The following is a 24,407-nucleotide window of genomic DNA, read 5'->3' as shown; positions in this document are numbered from 1 at the left end:
GAGTGCGGCGAATGGACGGCGCGGGCGCCACGGCGCTGAGGGGGATGCGGGTGCTGGCCCGCGAGGGATCGCGTGGCGTGCTGCGGCGCGCCGCGAGCCGCCTCGCGGGAGCCCTGGGCGACGCGGGGAGCGTGCTCGGGCTGCCCGACGCCGACATCGCCGATTCCGCCGACCTGCGGCTCGCCGCCCCCACAGCGGCCCCACCCCACGGCGTGCCCCTCGCCGTGGGGTGGGTGCTGACACCGCCCGGTCCCGGATCGGGCGGCCACACCACTCTCTTCCGCATGGTGGAAGCGGTCGAGGCGCGGGGGCACCGCTGCGTGCTGTTCCTCGACGAGCGGCACGGCGGTGACCCCGCGGAGCGCGCGCGGGTCATCCGCGAGTGGTGGCCGGCGGTGCGAGCCGAGGTGCGCGACGCCCGTGACGGCATCACCGGCGTCGATGCCGCCGTCGCCTCCTCATGGGAGACGGCCCACGTGCTGGCCGTGCACGGCCGTGCGCCGATGCGGCGACTGTACTTCGTGCAGGACTTCGAACCGTGGTTCCACCCCCGCGGCGCCGCGTACGCGCTGGCCGAGGACACCTATCGCTTCGGTTTCCGCTGCGTCGCGCTCGGGGAGGCCGTCGCGCACGCCCTGCGCACGGAGGTGGGCATCGAACCCGATGTCACCTCGTTCGGCTGCGACACGACGGTGTACCGGGCGGCGCCCGATGCGCATCGCGACGGCGTCGTCGCGTACGCCCGCCCGGGCGTCGCGCGCCGCGGGTGGGAGCTCGCGCGGCTCGCGCTGACACGCTTCCACGCCGCACGGCCCGAGGTACCCATCCACGTGTACGGCGAGCACGTGCGCGACCTGCCGTTCCCGGCGACGCGGCACGGCAGACTCGCACCCGCCGCGCTCAACGAGCTGTACGGACGCTGCGTGGCGGGCCTGGCGATGTCGTTCACCAACATCTCCCTCGTGGCCGAGGAGATGATCGCCGCGGGCGTCGTGCCCGTCGTCGGCGACACGCCCTCGGCGCGTGCCGATCTGCCGGGCCCGGCGCCGGCATGGGCGCGTCCGACCCCTGCCGGCATCGCGGCCGCCCTCGTCGCGGCCGTCGACCGGCCCGACCGTCAGGCGCACGCGCTCCGCATCGCCGCGACGGCGCGGTCGGGGTGGGACCGGGCGCAGGCCGACATCGTGCGCATCCTCGAGGACGAGGTGTGGGGCGCCGGCAGGCCGGGCGCGCCCGCGGCCCCGGGCGACCGGGCGGAGGCATCGTGACGCTGCGTGAGCTGCTCGTCACCCTGGGTCGGCGGTGGTACGCCGCAGCTGCGGCGCTGGGTGCCACCGCGCTGCTCGCGTGGTACCTCGTCGCCTCCGCTGCCGGCGGCGTGTACACGACGCGCACCACCGTCATGTTCCTGTGGGGCACCGACAACGCGTTGGGCGTGGAGCAGTCGATCAAGGATCAGAACGTGATCGCGTTCGCGGGCGCCGTCGCCTCGGAGGTGGTGCCCGGCCAGCCCACCGTGCGATACGCCCGCGCCGACGCCCCCTACCACGGCGCCGGGCTGCGCCAGGGCGTGCAGGTGGGGCTGACCGATTACGGCAACCAGTGGAAGCCGAGCTACGCGGCGGCGGAGATCGTGGTGCAGATCGTGGGCCCTTCTCGCGCATGGGTGGAGGAACGCCAGCGCGAGGCGCTGGCCCGGATCTCGCACAGCACCGCGCTGCACCGACAGCCCGGCCAGATCACCGACATCAAGGCCGAGGTCGATCCGCTCAGCACGCGCATCGACCACATCGCGCCGTCGCGCACCGGCCAGCTCGCGGGGCTCGGCGCTCTCGGAGCGGCGGGCCTGATCGCCGCCGGAGGCGCGGCGGTCGCGACGGATCGGGCCGCCCACGCGTGGCGCCCGCGTGCGAGGACGAATGCTCGCGAAAGGGGAGACGAATGAACATCGCAGAAACGCTTCGAGGGCTGGTGCGGAGGTGGTACATCGTGCTGCCGGGCGCCCTCCTGGCCGCGGGCGCGGCGCTGGCGGTATGGACGCACACACCGCCGACGTATCAGCGCACCGCGACCCAGATGCTGCTGCCCGGCGAGGCAAGCATGCCGGTGACCGTGGTGGAGGTGGACGGCGAGGAGGTGGAGACGGAGCCGAACCCCTTCCTCTACCTCGGCGGCCTGGGCACGGCTGCGGACGTGCTCGTGCGGGTCGCCGGGGCGGAGGCCTCCGTCGCCGAGGTCCTCGAGCCGTACGACGGCGCCGAGGTGCAGGTGGCGCGCGATCACACCAGCTCCGCGCCGATGATCCTCATCACGGCGAGCGCGGCGGACGACGGCGACGCCGCCCGGATCGTCGACGAGATGCTGCAGCGCACCGAGCACGTCTTCGGAGAGATCCAGGACGAGCAGGAGGTCTCCTCCGAACTGCGGATGAGCATCTGGACCGTCGCCGTCTCGTCCGAGGGCACCCTGTCGAACCGTGACCGACTCATGGCCGCCGGCCTCACGGGAGCCGGCTCGCTGCTTCTCGTGCTGCTCGTCGCGGCCGCGGTGGACGGGCTCGCGCGCAGGCCGCGTCGCAAGCGGGCGGTGAGGGGCGACGAGCCGGATGACACGACCACCGGGGCCGAGGCCGTCCGTTCCGAGGTGACCACGGCTGAGGAGGACGAGGGCGTCGACGTGGAGGTCGACGTCGACGAGGCGATCGAACGAATGCTCGTGGAGGAGCGCCCCGCACCGGTTCCCGCGCGCGGCGACGGCGGACGGGCGGGACGACGGCGATGAGCTCGGGCCGCCCGGTCGCGCTCCCGCCCCCGGTCTCGGCCGCATGGGGCCGGTGGGTGCGCCCTGCGCGCACCGGCACGGCGTTGACGATGATCACCGTCTACGTCGTGCTGCTGTTCGCCGTCCCGTCGAATCTCGTGATCGCGGGGCTGGGCTCGATGGGGCGGCCCGCCATGCTGTGGGGGCTCGTGCTGCTGCTGTGGTGGGTGATCGCCCGCCTGCAGGCGCGCGAGGTCGACGTGGTGCGCGCGGCCCACCCCGTGCGCTGGGCGCTCGCGGCGCTCCTGCTCGTCGCGCTGGTCAGCTTCGCCGCCGCGATGCTGCGCGGGCAGCCGCACGACCAGATCGGATCGGCCGTGTCGGCGATCGCCCGCCTGCTGTCGTGGACGGGCGTCGTGCTCGTCATGATCGACGGCCTGCGCACGCTGCGCGACGTGGACGCGTTGCTCGGGCGCATCGTCGTCGCCGGCACGCTCGTCGCGCTGCTCGGCCTGGCGCAGTTCGTGACGAATCAGACGCTGCTGGATGTGACCGCGCTGATCCCGGGCGTGCAGGTGGAGGACGGGGGCGTCATCGCCCGGGGGGAGTTCACCCGGCCCACGGGCACCGCCACCCATCCCCTGGAGCACTCCGCGGCGATCTGCTCGATCGTGCCGCTGGCCATCACCATGGGCGTGACGCGAGCCGAGGCCGGTCGAGGGCGCCTGCCGTGGACATGGCTGCCGGCCGCCCTCATCGTCTTCTCCGCGATCCTCTCCGTCTCGCGCTCGAGTCTTGTCGGACTGGCCGCCGCGATCGTGCTGTCGCTGCCCGCGCTGCCCGCCGCGTATCGGGTGGCGGTCGCCATCGGCGCCGCTCTCGCCGGCGCCGCCGCCGTGGTGGTCGTGCCGGGCCTGTACGGCACCATCGTCGGCCTGTTCCTCGGCATCGGGAGCGACCCCAGCACGGAGTCCCGCACCGACGGCCTCGCGCGCATCCCCGAGTTCCTCGCCGCCAGCCCGGTTCTCGGCGTCGGCCTCGGCACGTTCCTGCCCCGGTACTACATCTTCGACAATCAGTGGGCTCTGCTGCTGCTCGAGCTCGGGGTGCTGGGCGCGCTCGCCGCCGGCGCGGTGGTGGTGGCGGCGCTGTGGGGCGCCGTCCAGACGATCCGTCGCTCTCCCTACGCCGACATCGCGGCCCTCGGCCGCGGGATCGCGGCGGCGCTGGGCACGACCGTCATCCTGTTCGCGTTCTTCGACGGCCTCAGCTTCCCCATCTCGGCGGGCATGTTCTTCCTGCTGGTGGGGCTCGCGGGCGCGGTGCGCGCGATCGGGCGCGCCGATGAGTCGCTGGCGCGTTCGCACCGCCCCGTACGCGCCGCCGCGCTGCGAGGCATCGCGTGACCGGCTTCATCGCGCGTGCGTCGCCGCCCGGTCGCCGCGCGCGGCGCTCGTCGGACGGGCGCGTCGCGGCTTCCGCCGCGTCATCCCGCAGGCCCCGCGTGCTCGTGCTCGCCAACACGCTGTTCCCGACGCCCGACCCGTCGATGCCGGGCGGGGGGCCGCGCTCGTGGATGCTCGACGTCGACGCAGACATCGTCTACGTCGACCGTGCCCTCGGCACCGATCCTCCGCGGTGGCTGCGCGCCCTGTACCGGCGTGTGCCGATGAGACTGGTTCAGGTGCTGGAGGCGCTGCGCGTCGGTCCACGCTTCGATGCCGTCTTCTGCTGGAGCGTGGCGGACGTGGCCCTCGTCCTCGCACTGCTGTGCCGGATCTCGCGGCGGCGCATGCGCATCGTCGCGCTGCTGACCCGGATCTCGGAGCGCAAGAAGGCGGTGCTGCTCCGCGCGGCGCACCCGCGCCTGGACCGCATCATCCTGCCGCCCGTGACGCAGCGCGAGTTCGCGGTGCGATCCGTCGGCGTGCCGGCCGACGCGCTCGTCGCGTTGCCCTGGACGCTCGATACCGCGTTCTGGGCGCCCGTTCCCGCCGACGGGCTCCACACGATCTGCGCCGCGGGGGGCGAGATGCGCGACTACCCGACGCTCGTGCGCGCACTGGACGGACTCGACATCCCGTGCCACATCGCCGGGGTCCTCGACACCTCACGACCGGACTGGTGGAACGCCGCGGACGGCGACCGCCGCGGCGAGGCCGACGCTCCGCCGCACGTGACCTTCGGCACGATGAGCGCCGAGGAGCTGCGCGACCTGTACGCGCGCTCGCGCTTCGTCGTCGTCCCGCTGCGCCCCACCGACAGCGACAACGGCATCACCTGCATGAACGAGGCGTGGGCGATGGGTAAGGCCGTCATCGTCTCGGCGGTCGCCGGGCAGCGCGGCGCGTTCGTCGACGGCGTGGAGGGCGTGTGGGTGCCCGCCGGCGATCATGCGGCGCTGCGGCAGGCGATCCTCGCCCTGTGGCGCGACCCCGAGCGCGCGGCACGCATGGGGGCGGCGGGACGGCGCAAGGTCGAGGCCGCGCGTGACCACCGCGTGTTCAGCGAGGGTGTGAGCGCCGTGCTGCACGAGGTGGCGGGGCTGTCGCGACGCGCGGACCGCGCCGGGGCGATCGCGCCCCCGCCGTCGACCCACTCGGCGTGACGCCCTCGTCGCCCCTCACGCGGCCGCGACGCGGCTGGACGCGTCGCGCTCCCACGCGCCCGGTCGAGAGCGGCTCGCTCGCCGTCGGGCGACGGCGGCGAGCACCGCGTAGACGACGGCGTCGCGCGCTGATGCGGGGCCCGCGATCGTCCGCAGGAGGCCGCGCATCGTGCGCCGCCCGGTGTCGATGCCGAGCTCGGCCGGGCCCCGGCGGACGCGCACCAGCGTCGCCAGCAGATCGCGCGTCGTGGTGGGCACGCGCACGCGCACGGCGGCGAGGGGAGGGATCGCCGTCGTGCCGGCCAGCGTCGTCTCGACGTGCACGTCATCGGCGGTCACGAGCGGAAAGGGCGCAACCCGGCGTTCCCCCTCGGGGGCGAGGGCGTAGACGCCGGCGCCCCACATGGCGGCGCTGAGCTCGGGCACCCGGGTGCGCGCTCGATAGTAGGCGCGCACGAGCGGCCCGGCCGACGAGACGTCGTATGCGAATGGCGGCCGGGCGGCGAGCACGGCCGGGCGGCGCAGGGCCCGCAGGACCCCGGGGATGGCGCTGGGCGGTAGCTCGATGTCGGCGTCGAGGACGATGACGGGCCGCACCCGCGCCGCCGCGATCCCGGCATTCAGCGCTCGGGGCTTGGAGCCCTCCGTCATCTCGAGCACCCGCACGCCGGTGAAGCGCCGGGCGCGCGCGGCCGTGTCGTCCGTGCAGCCGTTGCACACGACGAGCACCTCGAGGGAGCCGGCGGCCGCCGGCTCGCGCAGCCGCGCCAGCGTCCGCTCGATGACGGCGGCCTCGTTGTGGGCGGGGATGACGACGGCGGCGGCGGGGGAGCCGTCGCCGCGCCAGGTGGCCGCCGGCAACCGGTCCCATCGCGACTCACGGCACAACGCGGCCACGAGGTGGCGATTCCGCGCCGACCACGGTGCCCGCAGCGCCGTGCCCAGCAGTCGCGCCGCGCGATAGAGGCCCGCTCGCCGCGGCGCGTGCGCGCGCATGTACCGCACGCGATTCACCTCGAGGAGGCACTCCAGCGCGCTCGACGTTCCCGATCCGCCCTGGGCATGCGCGACCACCGCGGCCGGGGTGAAGTGCACACGCCATCCCGCGTCGCGCACGCGGCGCAGGTAGTCGGTCTCCTCCGAATAGAGGAAGTACCGCTCGTCCCACTCGCCTACGCGCGCCATGGCGGTCGCCGAAAGGAGGATCGCCGCCCCGGTGGCCCAGTCCACGTCGTGCGCGCGCTCATACGCCCGCGGGTCGCGGACGGATTCCGACAGGGCGGGCGGTCGCCGGCGCCACAGCCGCCCGAGCAGCGCGTCGCCGAGCGCTCGGCTCAGGGTGGGCTCGCGGAACAGCGATGCCGAGGTGCGGCCGCCCGCGTCGACGATCCGCGGCACCACGGCCCCACGACGGGCGTCGGCGCGAAGGGCGCCCAGCATCGCGTCCAGCGCGCCCTCGCGCACGCGCAGGTCGGGGTTGAGCACGAGCACGCTCTCGGCGTCGCCCACGTGCTCGGCGCCGGCGTTGATTCCCCCGGCGTAGCCGAGGTTGCCGCCGGTGGGCACGGCGATGACGTCGGGATGCGCGCGGGCGACGCGCAGCGTCGCGTCGTCGGGGGAGTTGTCGGCGACGATCACCCGCAACGCGAGCGTGGTGGCCTCACGGCGCAGCGTCGCCAGCAACGGCCCCAGGTCGCGCGCGCTGTCGTAGGTGACGACGATCGCGGCGATGTCGGCGTGCCCGTCGCGGGCGAACGAGCCGTCCGCCTCACGCACCGCGCACCCCCTCACGAAGGGCGTGGGGCGACCGGTGCAGCGCCACATAGGCAGGCGGGCCCTGCACAAGATAGCGACGCGCGAGCCGTCGGGGCTCGCGCGCGAGCCGCCAGGCCCACTCGAGGCCGGACTCGGAGACCCATCGCGGGGCCCGCGCCGCAGCGCCCGCGAGGAAGTCGACCACGGCTCCGAAGGCCAGGAGCGCGCCTGCGCCGGTGCGTGCGCCGTGCGCGCCGATCCACGTCTCCTGCCGCGGCTTGCCGAGGCAGACGAGCAGGATGTCGGGCCCCGCCGCGCGGATGCGCCGCGTCAGCTCGGCGGCCGCGGCGGGGTCGTCCAGCTCCGCCGGGGACGGCGTCCAGTGACCCGCGAGACGCAGGCTCGGCCAGCGCTCGGCGAGCCGCCGCCGCAGCGGCTCCGACACCGAGGGCCGCCCACCCAGCACGGCGACGGAGAGGCCGCGCTCGCTTGCGCGATCGAGGACGGCGTGGACGAGGTCGCTTCCCGACAGCTTGGGGTGCGCCTGCCCCGTCGCCCGGCGCGCGAACGCCGCGATGGGAGAGCCGTCGATGAGGTTGAGCCACTCGACGTCGTCGGACGGCGGGCCGGAACGGCGCGTGTGGCGGCCGAAGTGGTGCAGGTGGTCGAGGTTGATCGAGGCGACGGCGAGAGGACGCTGTGGATGTCGCTCCGCGGCCGCGACGATGACGTCGAGCGCCGGGACGGCCGCCACGAGGTGGATCGGCACGCCGTCGGTGTCGAGCGTGGGGATCGCCGCGGTGAACGCGGGGGCCTGCGTCATGATGCTCCTCCTGCTCGGGTGCGCGCAGCCGCGCGGGGTGCTGCCGCTGCCGGCGTGCGCTGCGAAGGATCACGCGGCGCCCCGTCTGATACGAGGGACCCGGGCACCCGCACCGACTGCTTGCCCGATCCACGCCGGCCCGGGCACACTATGGGGAGCAGTAGCCCGACATTCGCTCCGACGATTCGGCGGTCGATACCCGCGCCGTGATCTCGGCTGACGCGGGAGGTGCCGATGCCCATGGAGGTGGATGCCGCGCCCGCGGACGACATCGGCGAGTCCGCCCCGCGGTGGGAGCAGGCGGCGCGCTGCTTCGTGCGCTGGCGAGACGGTGACTCCCGGGCTTTGGACGAGCTGGTGAGGATCATGACACCGGTCCTGTGGCACACCGTCCGGGCGTACGGGCTCTCGACGTCGGCTGCCGAGGACGTCGTGCAGTCCACCTGGCTCGCCTTCGTGCGTAAGCACGATTCCGTGCAGGATGCGCAGGCCGTCTCCGCCTGGCTCACGATCACGGCCCGACGCAACGCGTGGCAGTCGGTGCGCATGGCGTCACGATCGGACGCGACCGAGGACGAGATCCTCGAGGTACGGCTGCCGGCGCAGCCGTCGGCGGAGGATGAGGCGGTCGAGAGCGTCGCCGCGCAGCGCCTGTGGCGCGCGGTCGGCGAGCTGGATGACCGGTGCCGTCGCCTGCTGCGCGTGGTCGCCTTCGACGAGCGGCCCGATTACCGCCGCATCGCCGACGATCTCGGCATGCCGATGGGCAGCATCGGACCGACGCGCGGTCGATGCCTGGCGAAACTCCGAGGCCTCATTCAGGGGACCGGACTGGATTCGGGAGCAGAATGACGTCTGTGGAGAGTATGTCGACCGGCGGTGGCACGGATGAGGAGCTGTTCGCGGCCATCCGCGAGCTCTGGGAGCGCCGCGACGCGCCGCCGGCGGACCTCACCGAGCGCATGATCGCGTCGGTGGCGATCGACGATGTCTCGCGCGAGTACGCGTTGCTCACCCTGGAGAGCTCGCTCGAGGGCGCCGTCCGCAGCGAGCAGTCGCGGCTCACGTTGCAGTTCAGCGACGGCGAGACGAGCGTGCTGCTGCACGTGTCGGTGACCGAGTCGGGCGGGCGCCGCGTCGACGGTTGGTCGGATCCGGCCGTGCTGGCGGCCCGGATGACGCAGGACGACGGGGAAGACCGCGTGGCGGAGGTCGGCAGCGAGGGGCGGTTCGCGTTCCCCGAGGCGGCCCCGGGTCTCGCCACGGTACGGGTGATCGTGCGACAGGACGGGGAGCTGAGGGAGTTCGTCACACCGCAGTTCGAGGTGTGATCCCTCCGCGCCGCGTGTCACCGGGGAGGGGTGAGCGCGATGGTGGGAGAGGGCGCCCAGCCGCCGGGCTGGACGTGGCGTGACCGCGCGGCCGGCTCGATCCCTCCGGGACGCATTCTGGAACCCACCGCGGAGGACGCACCCGGGATCACCCCCTTCCCGACGGTCTATGTTCCCGACCGGCTGCTCGTCACGGGCGACACCGCCGCCGCCCGCGGTGCGAATCTGCGCGCGCTGGCCGATGCGGCCGGAGAGCTCGGCTGGGTTCTGACCGCGGAGAGCCTGCGCGGCGAGGTGCTGCCCGAGCTGGGGACGCAGCCCGCCCCGTTGCTGCCCGGTGTGCCGGGCGTGACCCGGGTGATCCTCGCCGCGGACGCGGACCGTCGCGACCCGCTCGCCGCGCCCGACGCCTGGCGCCTGTTGCAGCGGGCTCGGCGGCTCTCGCGGTCGCCGCTGACGGGGGTGGGCCTGGACCATCTCATCGCGATCGATCCGGTGGGCGTGAACCCCTTCACGAGGGCGAACCCGTTCACATCCTCCAACCCGTTCACCTCCTCGAACCCCTTCACGTCCAGCAACCCGTTCACATCGAGCAACCCGTACGGGGCCGCCGAGTACGCGCGAGCGGGCTGCGGCGGCCGTCAGCCGGTCGCCCGGATCGGCGCCGCGCCGGCTCGCGCCGCGGTGCCGCCGGGGCACCGGCGTCCCGTCGTGGCGGTCCTCGACACGGGATGCGGTGCCCACGACTGGTTGCCGGATGACGTGGTCACGCGGCACCTCGAGATCGACGGGCGCCCGATCGGACTTACGGACGACGCCGATCCGGAGCGGTTCGGTGACCTCTACGGGCAGCTCGACGGCGCCCTCGACCCCGTCGCGGGGCACGGGACCTTCATCGCGGGGATCGTGCGCCAAGTGGCGCCGGACGCCGACATCGTCTCGGTGCGCGTGGCGGACGCCCTGGGGCTCGTGTCCGAGAGCGCGCTCCTGGCCACCCTCGCCGACGTCGTGGAACTCCTGCGCCGCCACCAGGAGGGCGCGCGTGACGGCCTCGCGGTCGACGTGCTCAATCTCTCGCTCGGCTACTACCACGAGACACCGGAGGACGGGCACTACTCGACCACGCTGTTCGACATCCTGCGCGTCGCCCGCGAGCTCGGATGCGTCGTCGTCTGCTCCGCAGGCAACGACGCGATCGATCGGCCGGCGTTCCCCGCCGCCCTCTGGCCGTGGCCCGGCTCGGACAACGGCATCAAGCCCGACGAGTTCGCGGATCACGTCTCGGTGGGCGCCCTCAACCCCGGCGGCGACTCCGTGGCGCTGTTCTCGAACGTGGGGCCCTGGGTGCGCGTCTACGCTCCGGGCGCCGCCGTGGTCAGCACGAGTCCGGACTTCGAGGGTGGCAGGCAGGCGACGACGCGCTCGGATGAGTACCGGCTCCGTCGCGAGACGATCGCTCCCGAGAGCTTTCGCGGCGGGTTCGCCGTGTGGAGCGGCACGTCGTTCGCCGCACCGTACGTGGCGGCGATGATCGCCGCGGAACTCGCAGCGCAGCCGGTCAAGCGCGAGCGGAACGCTGCCGCGCGCGTCGCCCGGTCGCGGCGCGCGACCCACGCGGCGCTCGCGGCCAGGGGAATCGACGGCGGATCGACGACCCCGCAGGAGTCTCGGTGAGCGCGACCGTGGTCTGGGTGAAGGGCATCAGGGTGGACCTTTCCGTGCAGCCGACGCATGACGCCGGGAGCGGTGTGACGCTGCGCGTGTCGGGTGTCGCGAGCGTCGGGGAACATGCTGCTCCCGATTCCCACCGGGGCGGAAGAGCGCGCTCGGCATTAGGCAGTTCTGCCCGGGCACTGCGATTCCGAGCGGCATGAAACATGGGGCGGACACCCGAGGAGCTGCACGAGCGCGGCATCACCTTCATCAATCAGGGGAGGGTGGCTGAAGCGTGGCGGGCGGTTTCCGCGGCGTACGAGCGCGCGGAATCGCTCGAGCTGGAGGCGCGCATCGCGGGCACGCTCGCGTACATCCTCACCCGAAGCGGTCAGCCCGACCTGGCCCTCAGGATCTGCCAGGAGGCGCTGGAGGCGGGGCGCGCGGCGGGCCTGAGCGACGCGACGATCTCGGTGCTGGAGGGGCAGCTCGGGGCGATGGCGGTCGAACGCGGCGACTACGCCGAGGCGCTTGCACGGCTCGGTCGCGCGCTCGCGACGCAGCGGGATCCCGTCCGGCGCGGCCACATGCTCATCAACAAGAGCGTCGCGCTGATGCACCGCGGCCGACTCGCCGAGGCGCGGCAGGCGCTCGACGAGGCCGCCCGTGCCTTCGGTGAGGCCGGCCTGGAGCAGGACCGCGCCCGTGCCATCCACAACATCGGCTACGTCGCCTTGCTCGAGGGTGATCTCATCACCGCGCTCGAGCGCATGGCGGAGGCCCGTCCGCTCGCCGCGTCGTCTCCCGTGAATGCCGCGATCTGCGACCTCGACCGTGCGGAGGTGCTGCGCGAGGCGGGCAACATCGTCGACGCCGAGCGGACGCTGGCAGAGGTCGCGCGCTCCTTCGGGGCGGCGAGGGTGCCCCAGTCGCGGGCCGAGGCGGAGCTGCAGCTGGCGCGGTCGCTCGTGACGCACGACCGGCCGCGGGCGGCGACGACGGCGGCGGCCGCCGCGCGCCGCTTCCGTGCCCTCGGCAGCACGACGTGGGCCGCCCGCGCGGAGGGCGTGCGACTGCGCGCGCTCCTCGAGCTCGGTCCCGCCGCGCGCCGTCGTGCCCCGTCGGCCGAGCAGGTGGACGAGGCGGCACGGGAGCTGGAGCGCACGGGGTTCCGCGAGGAGGCGCTGTCGCTGCGGCTTGCCTGGCGCATCGCCCGAGCGCGAGCGGGCGATGCGTCGGGACCGCCGCTTCGCCTGCGGTCTCGGGATCCGCTCACCGTCCGGCTGCTCGTGCACGAGGCGCGGGCGGCCCGAGCCGCAGCCCGCGGCCGGTACACCGAGGTCAGGCGTCACGCGGCGGAGGGGCTGGAGAGCCTCGCACGCTGGCAGCGCTCGTTCGGATCTCTCGACATGGCGTCGTCATCGGGCATGCACGGCGCACAGCTGATCTTCGACGGTCTCGATGCGGCGATGCGCTCGCGTCGCCCCGAGATCATGTTCGACTGGTCGGAGCGCGCCCGGCACTTCGCCCACCAGGTCACACCGGTCCGCCCGCCACCGGACCCCGCGCACGCGCGGGACCTCGCCCAGTTGCGCCTGCTCTACGACGAGGTGGGGGAGCAGGATGCGGCGAGCGACCCACGGATCCGCGCCATCCGTGAGCGGCTGCAGAACCGGCAGTGGGCCACCGTGGGCGGCCCCGAACCCATCCCGCGAGCCGATCTCGACCAGGTGAGGGCGGGGCTGGATCGCGAGACCGCCTTCGTGACCTACCTGTTCAGTCGCGGGCGGCTCGCCTGTCTCGTCGTACCGCAGGAGCGCCCCCCGCGCGCTTTCGAGATCGCCTGGCCGCAGGTGCGGCGTGAGCTGCAGGGCCTTCGGGCGGACCTCGACGTGTCGGCCGCGATCCGCTCCGGTCCCATGGCGCGTGCGGTCGCCGCGGCGCTGGACGCGCGCCTGGCCACCCTGTCTCGCCTGCTCGTCGAGCCCGCGCTGGATGCGGCCGGCGATCCGCGCCGCGTGCTCATCACGGCACCGGGCTCGCTCGCCGGGATGCCATGGGCGATGCTGCCCGCCACGCGGGGACGCGCCGTCACGCTTGCGCGGTCCGCTTCACGCTGGCTCGCCTCGCGCGGCGCGTGGGCCTCTGCTCGCTCGGTGGGGTTCGCGGTCGGCCCCGCCGTCGCTCGCGGCCTCGAGGAGGTCGAGCGCGCCTCGTTCGCCTGGGAGGTCGAGCGTGGTCCGGTCGCCAGTGGGCGCGCCGATCCACCCCGGGTGCTGCACGGGCCGGACGCCCGCGTCGACGCGGTGACGGGGCTCGCGCACGAGGTGGAGGTGCTGCATGTCGTGGCCCATGGACGGCACGCGCCCGGCTCTCCGATGCTGTCGGGTCTGAGCCTGGCCGACGGCACGCTCTTCGGCTACGACATCGACCTCATCCCCGATCCCCCCGCCACCGTGGTGCTGTCGGCGTGCGAGCTCGGGCGCTCGTCCGTGCGATGGGGGTCCGAGGCGCTGAGCATGGCCAACGCCTGGCTGCACGCGGGCGCGGTCAGCGTGGTCGCCGCCCCCGTGATGGTCGCCGACGACGTGGCGGCCGAAGTGCTCAGCGCGTTCCACGGCGGCCTCGCGGCCGGCCTCGCCCCCGCGGAGGCGCTCGCCCTGGCCGGACAGGAGACCGGGCTCGCCTCGCCGTTCCTGGCCCACGGCAGCGGCTTCACCCCGGCCTGACCCTCGGGCGACCGCCCGCCGGGTGTCAGATCTGAGATCCGGCTTGCGCCGGCCGGTATTCAGTGTCACTATGTAGTAGTAGTCAGCATTGCTAGGTACTAGTACGTAGCAACACCGAGTAGCAGGAGGACGATATGGGCAGGCAGACGACGGAGATGCTCAAGGGCGTGCTCGAGGGCATCGTCCTGGGGATCCTGTCGGCGCGCCCCGCATACGGATACGAGATCACCGCTTGGCTGCGCGACCGGGGCTTTGCCGGGATCGCGGAGGGCACCATCTACGCCCTGCTCGTGCGCATCGAGCAGCGCGGGCTGGTGGACGTGGAGAAGGTCCCGTCGGAGAAGGGGCCGCCTCGCAAGGTGTACTCGCTCAACGCGAGCGGGCACGAACGACTGAACGAGTTCTGGAACGACTGGAGCTTCCTGGCCGCACGGCTGGAGGAGCTCCGCACCGACAAGGGAGAGAAGTGATGGCTGCGGGTTGGATCGAGAAGCTCACGGGCTCGCTCGAGCAGAAGAAGCAGTATCGGCAGTACAAGGCGCGGGTGGAGGCGCTGCCCGGCGAATACCGCACGGCGGCGCAGGCGCTCGACCGCTACGTCATGTACGCCGGCGGTGTGGCCGACGGCGAGGTCGTGCTCCGGATGCTCGGCGACCTCGCCGACCTCTTCGAGGAGCATGCCGCGAACGGCACGCCGGTGCGCGACATCGTCGGGGATGACCCGGTGGAGTTCGCGGAGGAGTTCGTCGCGAACTATTCCGACGGCGCCTGGATCAACAGGGAGAAGGAGCGCCTCAAGAAGGCGATCGATCGTGCCGAAGAGGGGACGGAATCATGACCGCCGCCATCCGGGTCGCCGGGATCGAGAAGTCGTTCGGCGAGCTGCAGGTGCTTCGAGGCGTCGACGTCGAGGTGGAGCAGGGCAGCATCTTCGCCCTCCTCGGCTCGAACGGGGCGGGCAAGACGACGCTCGTGCGCATCCTCAGCACGCTGCTGAGGGCCGACGCGGGCACGGGCTCGGTCATGGGGTATGACCTCGTGGCCCAGTCGCGGGAGGTGCGCGAGGCGATCAGCCTCACGGGGCAGTTCGCGGCCGTGGACGAGGTGCTCACCGGGCGCGAGAACCTCGCGCTCGTGGCACGGCTGCGGCACCTGCCCGCCCCGGGGAGGATCGCGGATGAGCTGCTGAAGCGCTTCTCGCTCACGGAGGCGGGCGACCGCCGGGCCGGAACGTACTCGGGAGGCATGCGCCGCCGGCTCGACATCGCCATGAGCCTCATCGGGGAGCCGCCCGTCGTGTTCCTGGACGAGCCCACCACCGGACTGGACCCGGAAGCGCGCATCGAGGTCTGGGACGCGGTGCGCGAGCTCGCCCGCCGCGGCACGACCATCCTGCTCACCACGCAGTACCTCGAGGAGGCCGAGCAGCTGGCCGACCGCATCGCGATCCTGCACGAGGGTCGGATCCTCGTGCAGGGCACACTCGCCGACCTCAAGGCGCTCATGCCGCCCGCGAAGGTCGAGTACGTCGAGAAGCAGCCGAGCCTGGAGGACGTGTTCCTGCGGCTCGTCGGAAGGAAGGAGGCCGCCTGATGGCCATGGCACACGCGCTCGGCGACACCGCCGCGCTCACGGGGCGTTCGATGCGACACATCCTGCGCAGCCCCGACACGATCATCACCACGGCGGTCACCCCCATCGCCATCATGCTGCTGTTCGTCTTCGTCTTCGGGGGCGCGATCGACACGGGTTCCCAGCCGTATATCGACTACATGCTGCCGGGCGTCCTGCTCATCACGATCGCCTCGGGCATCGCCTACACGGCGTACCGGCTGTTCCTCGACATGCAGGGCGGGCTCTTCGAGCGCTTCCGCTCCATGCCGATCGCGCGTTCGAGCGTGCTGTGGTCGCACGTGCTCACCTCGGTGGCCTCGAACCTCGTGTCGGTCGCCCTCGTGATCGGCGTGGCGCTCCTCATGGGCTTCCGCACGGGTGCGAGCCCGCTCGCGTGGCTCGGAGTGTTCGGGATGCTGGCGCTGTTCACGCTGGCGCTCACCTGGATCGCGGTGGTCGCCGGGCTGTCGGCCAAGTCGGTGGACGGGGCGAGCGCGTTCTCGTACCCGCTCATCTTCCTGCCGTTCGTCAGCTCGGCCTTCGCTCCCACCGATTCCATGCCGGGGCCGGTGCGCTGGTTCGCGGAGAACCAGCCGGTCACGTCGATCGTCGACTCGATCCGCGCGCTGTTCTCGGGCTCGCCGGTCGGCGGCGAGATCTGGGTCGCGCTGGCGTGGTGCGTCGGCATCCTCGCCGTCGCGTGGATCGGCGCCACGGTGATCTACCGCCGCAAGGCCAACTGAGCCGCCCACGCCGCGAAAGCGCCTCTTCCTCGGAAGGGGCGCCTTCGCGCGTCTACCGCCAGGGGCGGCCGAAGCGCGCCAGGCAGTGCCAGACCTGCTTCAGGTCCTGCGGGTCGTGCGCGCCCGAGACGCGGGCGCGGGCGAGGACGGCCGGGGTCAGGCGGCCGCCGACCGCCAGGAGCGACGCCAGCCGCACGATCGCCGCCCCGCGATAGCCGGGATCGATCTGCTCGGGCGAGACGAGATAGCCCCCGTGCCGCTCGACGCGAATGCCGAGTCGGCGGGCAGCGGCGAGCGCCCCGTCGTCCTCGAAGGAGGGGTCCAGCACGACCGCCTCCACGTCGTCCGGCACACGGACGCCGCCGTGAACGTGCGCCTCGACGTAGTGGTCGAGCGGGTCGCCGATGGCGGCGCGCCGGAACTCCGCAAGCACGCCGAGGCGATCGGGCACGCCGAAGTGCGCCGGCCCCCACGCGCTGTCGGGATACGCGAAGGTGGTGCGCGACAGCACGGTCGGGCGCAGACGGAGGTACGCCGGGCCGAACCGTGCAGCGGCGCCATAGCGGTCACCGTTCAGCAAGAGCGCGCCGTACACCGGACGATCCTCGGCAGCGGCGGCGTCATAGGCGCCGTCGAAGAGGCGGGACTCCCAGAGCCAGCGTGCCCCGCCCGGCATCGCCGTGAGGCCGCCGTTGCTCGTGCCGGTGACGAACTGGGGGAGGTAGCGTCCCGATTCGAGAATCCGGATGAGCACCGCATCGCCGCGCAGATCCGCCTCCGGGTGGAAGTGCAGCACCACCCGCGCGTGCGGCGGGAGCGCGCCCCCGGGCGTCGCGCGCGACCGCACGCTGGCCACGGCGGCACGCGCTTCCGCTCCCAGCCGATCCATGCCCCCGAGTGTCGCATGCCGCCGACGGGGTCGAGCGAACGCGACCCCGTCCCGCCGGTCGCGAGAGGATGGCGGGGTGGAGCTGCACGAACTCGGGTTGATCGGTCTTGCGGAGGCGCTGCGGCGCGGGGAGGTGTCGCCGCGCGAGGCGGTGGATCACTTCCTCCAGCGCATCGCCGAGCGGGATGGTGCGCTGGCGGCCTTCGTAGAGGTCACCGCCGATCGTGCGCGAACGGCGGCCGCCGGGCTGCGGGCACCCGGGCCGGACGCGCCACCGCTGTGGGGTGTGCCGCTCGCCGAGAAGGACCTCACCGCCCGCGCCGGGGTTCCCACCCGCTACGGATCGCGGGCGTTCGCCGATTTCGTGCCGGAGGTGTCGGACCCGATCGCGACCGCCCTGGACCGCCTGGGCGCGGTGAGCCTCGGCAAGACCAACACGCCCGAGTTCGGCCTCACCGGCTACACCGAGTCGCTGGTCGCGCCGCCCGCACGTAACCCGTGGGACACCGCGACGGGCGCCGGCGGCTCGAGCGGGGGAGCGGCGGTCGCGGTCGCCGCGGGCCTGCTGCCGGCGGCCCCCGCCTCGGACGGGGGCGGTTCCATCCGCATCCCCGCCTCCACGGTCGGCGTCGTGGGCCTGAAGCCGTCGCGGGGAAGGCTGCCGGTCGGATCGGGCATGGATTCCCCGGGCGGTCTGGCCGTCGCGGGACCCGTCGCCCGCTCCGTCGCCGACGCCGCGTACCTGCTCGACGCCCTCACCGCATCGGAGCCGTACTCCTACGCCACGCGCGCGCCCGGAGCCGGTCCGTTCCTCGACGCCGTGCGGCGCCCGTCGCGAGGGCTGCGCGTCGGCGTGACGACGGCCACGCCGTGGGACGGGTGGACGGACACGACGCTGTCGGCGTCGGCGCGCGACGCACTCGACCGTGCCGCAGGCATGCTCGTGGAGCACCACGTGGAGCCGCTCGACTGGCACCCCCGCGGCTACCCTGAGCTGTTCACCACGATCTGGCGGGCTTCCGCCGCGCGGATCCCCGTCGCGGAGGAGGATCTCGACGCGCTCACGGAGCCGCTCACGGCGTGGCTGGTGCGGGAGGGGCGCGCTCTGCCGGCCGAACGCGTCATCGGCGCGTATCAGGCCGCCACCGCGTTCGAGCGCGACACGATCGCGGCGTTCGCGCCGTTCGACGCCGTGCTCACCCCCGCCCTCGCGCGGGATCCGCAGCCCGTCGGGTGGTTCACCGACGGCACCGACCCCGAGCAGAACTTCGCGCGGCAGTGCCAGTACGCACCCCACACCAGCTTCGTGAACGTGGCGGGCCTTCCCGCGGTCACCGTGCCGGTGACGGCGGCGCCGGGGGAGCGCCCGGTGAGCGTACAGCTGATCGGCCGGCCGGGCGGGGAGGCCGCGATCCTCTCGCTCGCCGCCGAGCTGGAGTCCCGGAGGGGGCCGCTGCCGTGGCCGTCCGTGGCGTCGTGGGGCAGCGCGGCGAGCGCCGCACCGCTTTCGACGGGTACCTCTGCACCCTGAATGGGCGCGGCGCCGTCACCCGAGGCCGGTGGCGTCGTTCGGCGTGATCGGGTCGGGAAGCGACCGTCGTTGCACGCGCCGCCGGTCCGCCAGATGCGCCAGCCGGAGCGCCTGGAGGGCGCTGTCCAGCGTCGCCGCGCCAGGGTTCACGATGCAGATCCATCCGAAGGGCCCGTACACCGGGTGAGGGGTGATGACGTCCTCGGCGCTGTAGTCGACGTCCGACTCGTCGATCCTCTCGGGCGGGTACCCGAGCAGTTCGGCGAACACGCGCGATCCGACGTGGACGTTCAGCCTCCAACGGCCGGGTCGGTCGAGCCCGGAGCGCGCGTCTTCGGGGTAGTTCTTCGTGACGATCGTCGCGTAGGGCTGACGGTTGCGCGGCAGCTGGCCGTCAGGGGCGTAGTAGAAGAAGTGGTCGCCCCACGAGAGCTCCGGGTACTCGCTGCCCACCGTGGGAGCGAGCTCGAGGACGCCGTCGTAGGTTCGGACTTCTGACAGGATCCGTTCCATCATGGTTCAAGTGTGAAGTTGAAGCGCTAGTGGAGGGTTTCGGTCATGGAGGATCCGGTGGAACCCGGTCCCGCGCGGTACACGACGAGCGGTCTCGCCGCCGCCGCCGGCTGCTCCGTCCAGCAGGTTCGCGATCTCGAACGACTCGGCGTGATCCCCCCGGCGGCACGACGGCCCAACGGCTACCGGGAGTTCGCCGGCGCACACGTGACCGCGCTGCGCGCGTATCGCCGCCTGGCGATCGCCGTCGGACCGGTCATCGCGCGCGCCACGCTGCGTGAGGTGCGCGGTCTTCCGCACGACGAGGCCATCGCACGCATCGTGGCACTGCACGCGGGCCTTGCGCGCTTTCGCGACGACACTCTGTCGGCCCTCCGCGCCCTCGACAGCATCGTCGACGAAAGCGCCCACGAGGCGGCTCCCGCACCGGAGGATTCGATGAGCATCACCGAACTGTCGACGGCGCTCGGTGTGCGCGCATCCACCCTCCGCTTCTGGGAAGAGCAGGGCCTGATCACTCCGCAACGGCTGACGCGCGGCGGCGCCCGACGCTATCCACCCGACGCCGTTCGGGACGGACGCATCGTCGCCGCCCTCCGTGCCGGTGGTTACGGCATCCCGGCGGTGCGGGCGGTCATGGCGTCGCTGCGCGAGGTGGCCGCCACGGCGGACGCGCGCGCGGCGCTCCAGGCGCGCTTGGAAACCATCGCGTCACGATCTGAGGCGCTGCTCATGGCCGGATCGGACATCGTCGCGCTGCTGCGCCTCCGCGAGGCGACGACTGGTCCTCCTGCGGCGAGCTGACTCTGCCGGCGGGCCCGCACGGGGCCGCCGCGCCGGCCGGTCAGATCATGTACTCCGGGGCCTGCAGATACCGGCGGGCGTCCTCGCCGGTGCCGAGGGCGCGTACCTTCGCGGGGATCCCGAGCAGCACGCTGTGCTCGGGAGCGTCGCGCGTGACCACGGCGTTCGCCCCGACGACGGAGTGCGCGCCGATGGTCACCGGACCGAGGACCTTCGCTCCGGCGCCCACCGCCACGCCGTCACCGAGCGTGGGGTGTCGCTTGCCCTTGCTGAGCGTGCGGCCGCCGAGGGTGACGCCGTGATAGAGCATGACGTCGTCGCCGATCTCGGCCGTCTCGCCGATCACCACCCCCATGCCGTGGTCGATGAAGAAGCGGCGCCCGATGCGGGCGCCCGGATGGATCTCGATCCCCGTGAGCCAACGCGCGAGCTGCGACCCGGCGCGCGCGGCGAAGCGCAGCCCGCGCCGCCACAGCCAGTGGTTCACGCGGTGCGCCCACACGGCGTGCAAGCCGGGGTAGAGCAGCGCGATCTCAAGGAAGCCGCGCGCCGCAGGATCCCTGCGGCGCGCGGCTTCGACATCCTCCCGGATGTGCAATCCCATGGAGTCGATTATTCCGGGATCAGTCCTCGCGAAGGTCCTCGAACAGCGGCGTCGTGATGTAGCGCTCGCCGGTGTCGGGGATGACCACGACGATGGTCTTGCCCGCGTTCTCCGGCTTCTTGGCCTCCTGGATCGCCGCCCAGGCGGCGGCTCCCGACGAAATGCCGACGAGCAGGCCCTCCTGCGCGGCGAGGGCACGCGCCGTGGCGATCGCGTCCTCGAACTCGACGGTGGCGACCTCGTCGTACACCTCGGTGTCGAGGATCGGCGGCACGAAGTTCGGGCCGATGCCCTGGATCTTGGCCGGCCCGGGCGTGCCGGTCGACAGCAGCGGGGAGGCCGTGGGCTCGACCGCGACGATCTTGACCTCCGGGTTGCGCTCCTTGAGCACCTGGCCGACGCCCGTGATGGTGCCGCCCGTGCCCACGCCTGCGACGAAGACGTCGACGGTGCCGTCGGTGTCGCGCCAGATCTCCTCGGCGGTGGTGCGACGGTGGATGGCGGGGTTGGCGGCGTTCTCGAACTGCTTCGCCATGATGGCGCCCGGAGTGTCGGCGACGATGCGCTCCGCCTCGGCGACGGCGGCCTTCATGCCGCCCGAGGGGTCGGTGAGCACGAGCTCGGCGCCGAAGGCCTTGAGCAGCACGCGGCGCTCCTTCGACATCGACGCGGGCATCGTCAGCACCACCTTGTAGCCGCGTGCCGCGCCCACGAGCGCGAGGGCGATGCCCGTGTTGCCGCTCGTGGCCTCGACGATCGTGCCGCCCGGCTTCAGGGCGCCCGCCTCCTCCGCCGCGTCGACCAGCGCGATGCCCAGGCGGTCCTTCACGCTCGATCCCGGGTTGTAGTACTCGAGCTTCGCGAGCACCGTGGCGCCCGCGTCGCCGGTGACGCGGTTCAGCCGGACGAGGGGGGTGTTGCCGAACGCAGAGGTGATGTCGTTGTGAATTCCGGGCATCGTGGGCCTTTCGCACGATCGGGTGGGGTCCCCGCCAGATTAGGACCAATCGGACGGCTGAGGGAGGAGATGACGGAAAACGACGCGTTCGTGCAGCGGGCGGGGATAGGCTTCCCCCTCGTGACCACCGCCGTCGACCCCGCTTTCGAGGCGGCCGTGCCCGTGCGCGCTGCGCTCGGGGCCGCGGCCGAACGCCTCGCGGTGGCCGGCGTGCCCGATCCGACCGTCGACGCGGAGCTGCTGCTCGCGCACGTGATCGGCGCGGGCCGCGGCGAGGTGCAGGCTGCCGCGCTGCGCGGCGACGAGCTGGACGGGGGCGAGGCGGCGGCGTTCGCCGATGCCGTCCAGCGGCGCGCGAGCCGCGAACCGCTGCAGCACATCACCGGTGTCGCGCCGTTCCGCCATCTCGAGCTGCTCGTGGGGCCGGGTGTGTTCGTGCCGCGCCCCGAGACCGAGATGGTCGCGCAGCTCGCGATCGACGCCTTGCGGGCCGTTCCCGAGCCCGACCCCGTGGCCGTCGACCTCTGCACGGGCAGCGGAGCCATCGCGCTGGCCCTGGCGACGGAGGTGCCGCACGCCCGCGTGCACGCCGTGGAGAACTCGGTCGACGCCTTCATCTGGGCGAAGGAGAACGCCGCGCGCGTCGGGGCCCCCAATCTGCGGCTCGTCTTCGACGACGCCACGCGCGCCCTGCCCGAGCTCGACGGAACGGTGGCCGTGCTCGTCACCAATCCGCCGTACGTGCCGGACGACGCGATCCCCCGCGACCCCGAGGTGCGCCTGCACGACCCGGAGGCGGCCCTCTACGGCGGGGCCGACGGGCTCGACGTCGTGCGCGGCATCAGCCGGCGCGCGCTGGCCCTCGTGCGTCCGGGCGGATCGCTCATCATCGAGCACGGGGAGTGGCAGGGCGAGTCCATCCGCGAGCTGCTCACGGCCGATGGGTGGCGTGCCGCCGCCACCCATCCCGACCTCACCTCGCGTGATCGGGCCACGACCGCGCTCCGCCCCTGATGCGTCCTCTCGGTGGCGCGGGGCGCGGGAAGTAGACTGAGGCCGCTATGTCCCCTGTCTTCGACTGCGCCGATGAGGCGCAGCTGCTCACCGGAATGCGCCAGGCGCGCCAGGCCATCGCGCGCGGGCAGCTCGTCGTCATCCCCACCGACACCGTCTACGGCGTCGCCGCCGACGCCTTCAGCCCCGCCGCGGTCGCCCGGCTGCTGAAGGCGAAGGGCCGCGGCCGGCAGCAGCCGCCGCCCGTGCTCGTCGCGGGCCGAGCCGCCCTGGCCGCGCTGGTCGAGGCGGTTCCTCCGGAGGTCGACGCGTTGGTCGAGCGGTTCTGGCCGGGCGGGCTCACGATCGTGTTGCCGGCGCAGGCGTCGCTCACGTGGGACCTCGGCGACACCGAGGGGACGGTCGCGGTGCGCATGCCCGACCACCGCATCGCGTTGGAGCTGCTGGAGGAGACGGGTCCGCTCGCGGTCTCGAGCGCCAACCTCACGAAGAAGCCCGCGGCGGTGACGGCCGGCCAGGCTCAGGACATGCTTGCCGACTCGGTGGCGGTCTACCTCGACGCGGGCCCCAGCGAGACGGGCATCGCCTCGACGATCATCGACGCCACCTCCCTGGTGACCGCGGCGGGCGTCGAGGACCGACAGGTGCGGGTGCTGCGCGAGGGTGCCGTGTCGCGCGACCAGTTGCGCGAGGTGCTGGGCGACCTTCTCGCCGCGGCCGACGACGACGAGCACGCCGACCACGCACACCCGGACGGTGCGCGCAGCGGCGCCGAGGAGGCGCCGTCGCCGTCCGCCGCCGCCCCGGCCGACCCCCGCGCCGCGTTCGCGGCCGCACTGCGCCGCAGCCAGGAAGGCGAGCAGGGCCGCGGTGAGGCGGCCGAGCAGGGGGACGGTCAGGGGAGCGCGTGAGGCAATACGTCTTCACGCTGATCCTCACGGCGGCGCTCACCCTCGCGCTGGCCTGGGGGATCTGGCGACTCGCGCTGCGCTTCAAGCTGTACCCCGGCATTCGCGAGCGCGACGTGCACACGGTGCCGACGCCCCGGCTGGGCGGCGTCGCGATGTTCGTCGCGATGGTCGTGGCCATGCTCGTCTCGGCGGCCAATCCGTTCTTCGGCATCGTCTGGGCCGACCCGCGCGTGATGTGGTCGATCCTCGCGGCCATGGGCCTCACGGTCGTCGTGGGCGTGCTCGACGATCTCCTCGACCTGGACTGGATGATCAAGCTGGCCGCCCAGTTCCTCGCGGCCGGCATCATCGCCGTCGGCGGCGGCCTGCAGATCTACGCGCTGCCGCTCGGAGATCTCTGGGTGGGGTCCAGTTGGCTCAGCATCGCGCTGACGATGTTCGCGATCGTCGTCGTGATGAACGCCGTGAACTTCATCGACGGCCTGGACGGCCTCGTGGCCGGCGTGTGCCTGATCGCCAACACCGTCTTCTTCGTGTACTCGTACGTGCTCGTGCGCGACATCGGGGCGAGCACCTACTTCAACCTCGCCACCTTCCTCGCCGTCGTGCTTGTGGGCGCGTGCGCGGGCTTCCTGCCGATGAACTGGAACGGCGCCAAGCTGTTCATGGGCGACGGCGGCGCCCTCGTGCTCGGCCTGCTCATGGCGACCAGCGCCATCGCGATCACCGGCGTCCTCGACCCCGCCATGTTCGCGCAGGATGAGTTCGGCCGCTCGCAGCTGGTCGGTGCCTTCCTGCCGATCCTGCTGCCGATCGTCGTCGTCATGCTGCCGCTTCTCGACTTCGGGCTCGCGGTGATCCGCCGGCTGCGGGCGGGCAAGTCCCCGTTCTCGGCGGACCGCAAGCACCTCCACCACCGGATGCTCGACATGGGCCACAGCGACCGCGACGCCGTGCTCATCTTCTACGCCTGGACCGGCGTCGTCAGTCTCGCGGTGCTGCTGATGTACCTCGGCGCGCGCGAGGACTGGCCGGGGGAGTATCTGCCCGGCGTCGCCTTCGGCCTGCTCGGCGTGGCCGCCTGCCTCGTCGTGACCCTGACCCCCAGCCGGCGCAGCGAGCCGGCGCGACCCGCCCACAGCCACCCGACCCCGTGAAGGCCCCCTG

The 24,407-nt window shown here is 73.1% G+C and carries 24 protein-coding genes; 18 read left to right on the top strand and 6 right to left on the bottom strand.

All coding sequences use genetic code 11. The annotated features are described in order from the left end of the window. Positions 1 to 11: 11 nt before the first annotated feature. From N8N77_RS04210 to N8N77_RS04190, 5 genes are read left to right on the top strand one after another with little or no spacing between them, the layout of a single operon-like run. Positions 12 to 1,268 carry a glycosyltransferase family 1 protein gene (locus N8N77_RS04210; protein ID WP_261165614.1) on the top strand — a complete coding sequence of 419 codons (1,257 nt, stop codon included), beginning with the start codon at positions 12 to 14 and terminating at the stop codon, positions 1,266 to 1,268. Continuing rightward, entirely contained in the window at positions 1,265 to 1,945 is a 681-nt protein-coding gene (locus tag N8N77_RS04205) for a hypothetical protein (protein ID WP_261164871.1), read from the top strand. The genes N8N77_RS04210 and N8N77_RS04205 overlap by 4 nt, the downstream gene beginning before the upstream one ends. Continuing rightward, the gene (locus N8N77_RS04200) at positions 1,942 to 2,781 is read left to right on the top strand and encodes a hypothetical protein (RefSeq protein WP_261164869.1); all 840 of its coding nucleotides are present in this window, start codon (positions 1,942 to 1,944) and stop codon (positions 2,779 to 2,781) included. The genes N8N77_RS04205 and N8N77_RS04200 overlap by 4 nt, the downstream gene beginning before the upstream one ends. Further along, positions 2,778 to 4,166, top strand: a complete 1,389-nt coding sequence (locus N8N77_RS04195) for an O-antigen ligase family protein (protein ID WP_261164867.1) — start codon at positions 2,778 to 2,780, stop codon at positions 4,164 to 4,166. Before N8N77_RS04200 ends, N8N77_RS04195 begins: the two co-directional genes overlap by 4 nt. Beyond that, on the top strand, positions 4,163 to 5,368 hold the full coding sequence (locus N8N77_RS04190; RefSeq protein ID WP_261164864.1) for a glycosyltransferase family 4 protein: 1,206 nt from the start codon (positions 4,163 to 4,165) through the stop codon (positions 5,366 to 5,368). The genes N8N77_RS04195 and N8N77_RS04190 overlap by 4 nt, the downstream gene beginning before the upstream one ends. A 15-nt stretch (positions 5,369 to 5,383) precedes the next feature. On the opposite strand, the gene N8N77_RS04185 is transcribed toward N8N77_RS04190, so the two are convergent. Together N8N77_RS04185 and N8N77_RS04180 are read right to left on the bottom strand one after the other, a co-directional pair. Continuing rightward, positions 5,384 to 7,144 carry a glycosyltransferase gene (locus N8N77_RS04185; RefSeq protein ID WP_261164863.1) on the bottom strand — a complete coding sequence of 587 codons (1,761 nt, stop codon included), beginning with the start codon at positions 7,142 to 7,144 and terminating at the stop codon, positions 5,384 to 5,386. After that, positions 7,137 to 7,946, bottom strand: a complete 810-nt coding sequence (locus tag N8N77_RS04180; protein ID WP_261164861.1) for a WecB/TagA/CpsF family glycosyltransferase — start codon at positions 7,944 to 7,946, stop codon at positions 7,137 to 7,139. The genes N8N77_RS04185 and N8N77_RS04180 overlap by 8 nt, the downstream gene beginning before the upstream one ends. A gap of 234 nt (positions 7,947 to 8,180) precedes the next feature. Here N8N77_RS04180 and N8N77_RS04175 point away from each other — a divergent pair, with 234 nt between their 5' ends. The 8 genes from N8N77_RS04175 (at position 8,181) to N8N77_RS04140 (ending at position 16,016) form a co-directional block, all read left to right on the top strand. Continuing rightward, positions 8,181 to 8,798, top strand: a complete 618-nt coding sequence (locus N8N77_RS04175; protein ID WP_261164859.1) for an RNA polymerase sigma factor — start codon at positions 8,181 to 8,183, stop codon at positions 8,796 to 8,798. A 14-nt stretch (positions 8,799 to 8,812) separates the two neighbouring features. After that, positions 8,813 to 9,277: a hypothetical protein gene (locus tag N8N77_RS04170; protein ID WP_261165613.1), complete on the top strand. Its 465-nt coding sequence runs from the start codon at positions 8,813 to 8,815 to the stop codon at positions 9,275 to 9,277. Positions 9,278 to 9,316: 39 nt separating this feature from the next. Further along, the gene (locus tag N8N77_RS04165) at positions 9,317 to 10,951 is read left to right on the top strand and encodes a S8 family serine peptidase (RefSeq protein WP_261164857.1); all 1,635 of its coding nucleotides are present in this window, start codon (positions 9,317 to 9,319) and stop codon (positions 10,949 to 10,951) included. 203 nt (positions 10,952 to 11,154) lie between these two features. Further along, positions 11,155 to 13,659 (top strand): CHAT domain-containing tetratricopeptide repeat protein, encoded by a 2,505-nt coding sequence (locus N8N77_RS04160; RefSeq protein WP_261164855.1) that lies wholly within the window; start codon positions 11,155 to 11,157, stop codon positions 13,657 to 13,659. 134 nt (positions 13,660 to 13,793) lie between these two features. Then, positions 13,794 to 14,129, top strand: coding sequence for a PadR family transcriptional regulator (locus tag N8N77_RS04155; RefSeq protein WP_261164854.1), 336 nt, complete (start codon positions 13,794 to 13,796; stop codon positions 14,127 to 14,129). After that, entirely contained in the window at positions 14,129 to 14,497 is a 369-nt protein-coding gene (locus tag N8N77_RS04150; RefSeq protein ID WP_261164852.1) for a DUF1048 domain-containing protein, read from the top strand. The genes N8N77_RS04155 and N8N77_RS04150 overlap by 1 nt, the downstream gene beginning before the upstream one ends. Next, on the top strand, positions 14,491 to 15,252 hold the full coding sequence (locus N8N77_RS04145) for an ATP-binding cassette domain-containing protein (protein WP_314732515.1): 762 nt from the start codon (positions 14,491 to 14,493) through the stop codon (positions 15,250 to 15,252). Before N8N77_RS04150 ends, N8N77_RS04145 begins: the two co-directional genes overlap by 7 nt. After that, positions 15,252 to 16,016, top strand: coding sequence for an ABC transporter permease (locus N8N77_RS04140; RefSeq protein ID WP_396652776.1), 765 nt, complete (start codon positions 15,252 to 15,254; stop codon positions 16,014 to 16,016). Before N8N77_RS04145 ends, N8N77_RS04140 begins: the two co-directional genes overlap by 1 nt. Before the next feature lie 52 nt (positions 16,017 to 16,068). On the opposite strand, the gene N8N77_RS04135 is transcribed toward N8N77_RS04140, so the two are convergent. After that, entirely contained in the window at positions 16,069 to 16,905 is an 837-nt protein-coding gene (locus N8N77_RS04135; RefSeq protein WP_261164847.1) for a DUF3626 domain-containing protein, read from the bottom strand. A 76-nt stretch (positions 16,906 to 16,981) separates the two neighbouring features. Here N8N77_RS04135 and N8N77_RS04130 point away from each other — a divergent pair, with 76 nt between their 5' ends. Then, positions 16,982 to 18,436, top strand: coding sequence for an amidase (locus N8N77_RS04130; protein WP_261164846.1), 1,455 nt, complete (start codon positions 16,982 to 16,984; stop codon positions 18,434 to 18,436). A gap of 15 nt (positions 18,437 to 18,451) precedes the next feature. On the opposite strand, the gene N8N77_RS04125 is transcribed toward N8N77_RS04130, so the two are convergent. Continuing rightward, positions 18,452 to 18,952, bottom strand: a complete 501-nt coding sequence (locus tag N8N77_RS04125) for a DUF6194 family protein (protein WP_261164844.1) — start codon at positions 18,950 to 18,952, stop codon at positions 18,452 to 18,454. Positions 18,953 to 18,994: 42 nt separating this feature from the next. On the opposite strand from N8N77_RS04125, the gene N8N77_RS04120 reads away from it, so the two are divergent. Next, entirely contained in the window at positions 18,995 to 19,753 is a 759-nt protein-coding gene (locus N8N77_RS04120; RefSeq protein WP_261164842.1) for a MerR family transcriptional regulator, read from the top strand. Between the two features lie 40 nt (positions 19,754 to 19,793). Here N8N77_RS04120 and epsC read toward each other — a convergent pair whose 3' ends face one another. Then, the gene (epsC, locus tag N8N77_RS04115; RefSeq protein WP_261164840.1) at positions 19,794 to 20,357 is read right to left on the bottom strand and encodes a serine O-acetyltransferase EpsC; all 564 of its coding nucleotides are present in this window, start codon (positions 20,355 to 20,357) and stop codon (positions 19,794 to 19,796) included. A gap of 19 nt (positions 20,358 to 20,376) precedes the next feature. Then, positions 20,377 to 21,315 (bottom strand): cysteine synthase A, encoded by a 939-nt coding sequence (gene cysK, locus N8N77_RS04110; RefSeq protein WP_261164838.1) that lies wholly within the window; start codon positions 21,313 to 21,315, stop codon positions 20,377 to 20,379. 69 nt (positions 21,316 to 21,384) lie between these two features. Here cysK and prmC point away from each other — a divergent pair, with 69 nt between their 5' ends. From prmC to N8N77_RS04095, 3 genes are read left to right on the top strand one after another with little or no spacing between them, the layout of a single operon-like run. Continuing rightward, positions 21,385 to 22,329: a peptide chain release factor N(5)-glutamine methyltransferase gene (gene prmC, locus N8N77_RS04105; RefSeq protein WP_261164836.1), complete on the top strand. Its 945-nt coding sequence runs from the start codon at positions 21,385 to 21,387 to the stop codon at positions 22,327 to 22,329. Positions 22,330 to 22,376: 47 nt separating this feature from the next. Next, entirely contained in the window at positions 22,377 to 23,240 is an 864-nt protein-coding gene (locus N8N77_RS04100) for an L-threonylcarbamoyladenylate synthase (protein ID WP_396652775.1), read from the top strand. After that, positions 23,237 to 24,397 (top strand): MraY family glycosyltransferase, encoded by a 1,161-nt coding sequence (locus tag N8N77_RS04095; protein WP_261164835.1) that lies wholly within the window; start codon positions 23,237 to 23,239, stop codon positions 24,395 to 24,397. Before N8N77_RS04100 ends, N8N77_RS04095 begins: the two co-directional genes overlap by 4 nt. Positions 24,398 to 24,407: the final 10 nt, after the last annotated feature.

It is taken from the genome of Microbacterium sp. Marseille-Q6965 (assembly GCF_946151065.1).
Lineage (GTDB): Bacteria > Actinomycetota > Actinomycetes > Actinomycetales > Microbacteriaceae > Microbacterium.
This window is presented reverse-complemented; position numbering and strand designations above follow the sequence as displayed.

Bases quoted from the DNA above. Each gene is read 5' to 3' on its own strand.
- N8N77_RS04210 (WP_261165614.1), top strand. From the start codon at position 12: ATGGACGGCGCGGGCGCCACGGCGCTGAGGGGGATGCGGGTGCTGGCC.
- N8N77_RS04200 (WP_261164869.1), top strand. From the start codon at position 1,942: ATGAACATCGCAGAAACGCTTCGAGGGCTGGTGCGGAGGTGGTACATC.
- N8N77_RS04195 (WP_261164867.1), top strand. From the start codon at position 2,778: ATGAGCTCGGGCCGCCCGGTCGCGCTCCCGCCCCCGGTCTCGGCCGCA.
- N8N77_RS04180 (WP_261164861.1), bottom strand. From the start codon at position 7,946: ATGACGCAGGCCCCCGCGTTCACCGCGGCGATCCCCACGCTCGACACC.
- N8N77_RS04175 (WP_261164859.1), top strand. From the start codon at position 8,181: ATGCCCATGGAGGTGGATGCCGCGCCCGCGGACGACATCGGCGAGTCC.
- N8N77_RS04170 (WP_261165613.1), top strand. From the start codon at position 8,813: ATGTCGACCGGCGGTGGCACGGATGAGGAGCTGTTCGCGGCCATCCGC.
- N8N77_RS04165 (WP_261164857.1), top strand. From the start codon at position 9,317: ATGGTGGGAGAGGGCGCCCAGCCGCCGGGCTGGACGTGGCGTGACCGC.
- N8N77_RS04160 (WP_261164855.1), top strand. From the start codon at position 11,155: ATGGGGCGGACACCCGAGGAGCTGCACGAGCGCGGCATCACCTTCATC.
- N8N77_RS04155 (WP_261164854.1), top strand. From the start codon at position 13,794: ATGGGCAGGCAGACGACGGAGATGCTCAAGGGCGTGCTCGAGGGCATC.
- N8N77_RS04150 (WP_261164852.1), top strand. From the start codon at position 14,129: ATGGCTGCGGGTTGGATCGAGAAGCTCACGGGCTCGCTCGAGCAGAAG.
- N8N77_RS04140 (WP_396652776.1), top strand. From the start codon at position 15,252: ATGGCCATGGCACACGCGCTCGGCGACACCGCCGCGCTCACGGGGCGT.
- N8N77_RS04135 (WP_261164847.1), bottom strand. From the start codon at position 16,905: ATGGATCGGCTGGGAGCGGAAGCGCGTGCCGCCGTGGCCAGCGTGCGG.
- N8N77_RS04125 (WP_261164844.1), bottom strand. From the start codon at position 18,952: ATGATGGAACGGATCCTGTCAGAAGTCCGAACCTACGACGGCGTCCTC.
- N8N77_RS04120 (WP_261164842.1), top strand. From the start codon at position 18,995: ATGGAGGATCCGGTGGAACCCGGTCCCGCGCGGTACACGACGAGCGGT.
- epsC (WP_261164840.1), bottom strand. From the start codon at position 20,357: ATGGGATTGCACATCCGGGAGGATGTCGAAGCCGCGCGCCGCAGGGAT.
- cysK (WP_261164838.1), bottom strand. From the start codon at position 21,315: ATGCCCGGAATTCACAACGACATCACCTCTGCGTTCGGCAACACCCCC.
- prmC (WP_261164836.1), top strand. From the start codon at position 21,385: ATGACGGAAAACGACGCGTTCGTGCAGCGGGCGGGGATAGGCTTCCCC.
- N8N77_RS04100 (WP_396652775.1), top strand. From the start codon at position 22,377: ATGTCCCCTGTCTTCGACTGCGCCGATGAGGCGCAGCTGCTCACCGGA.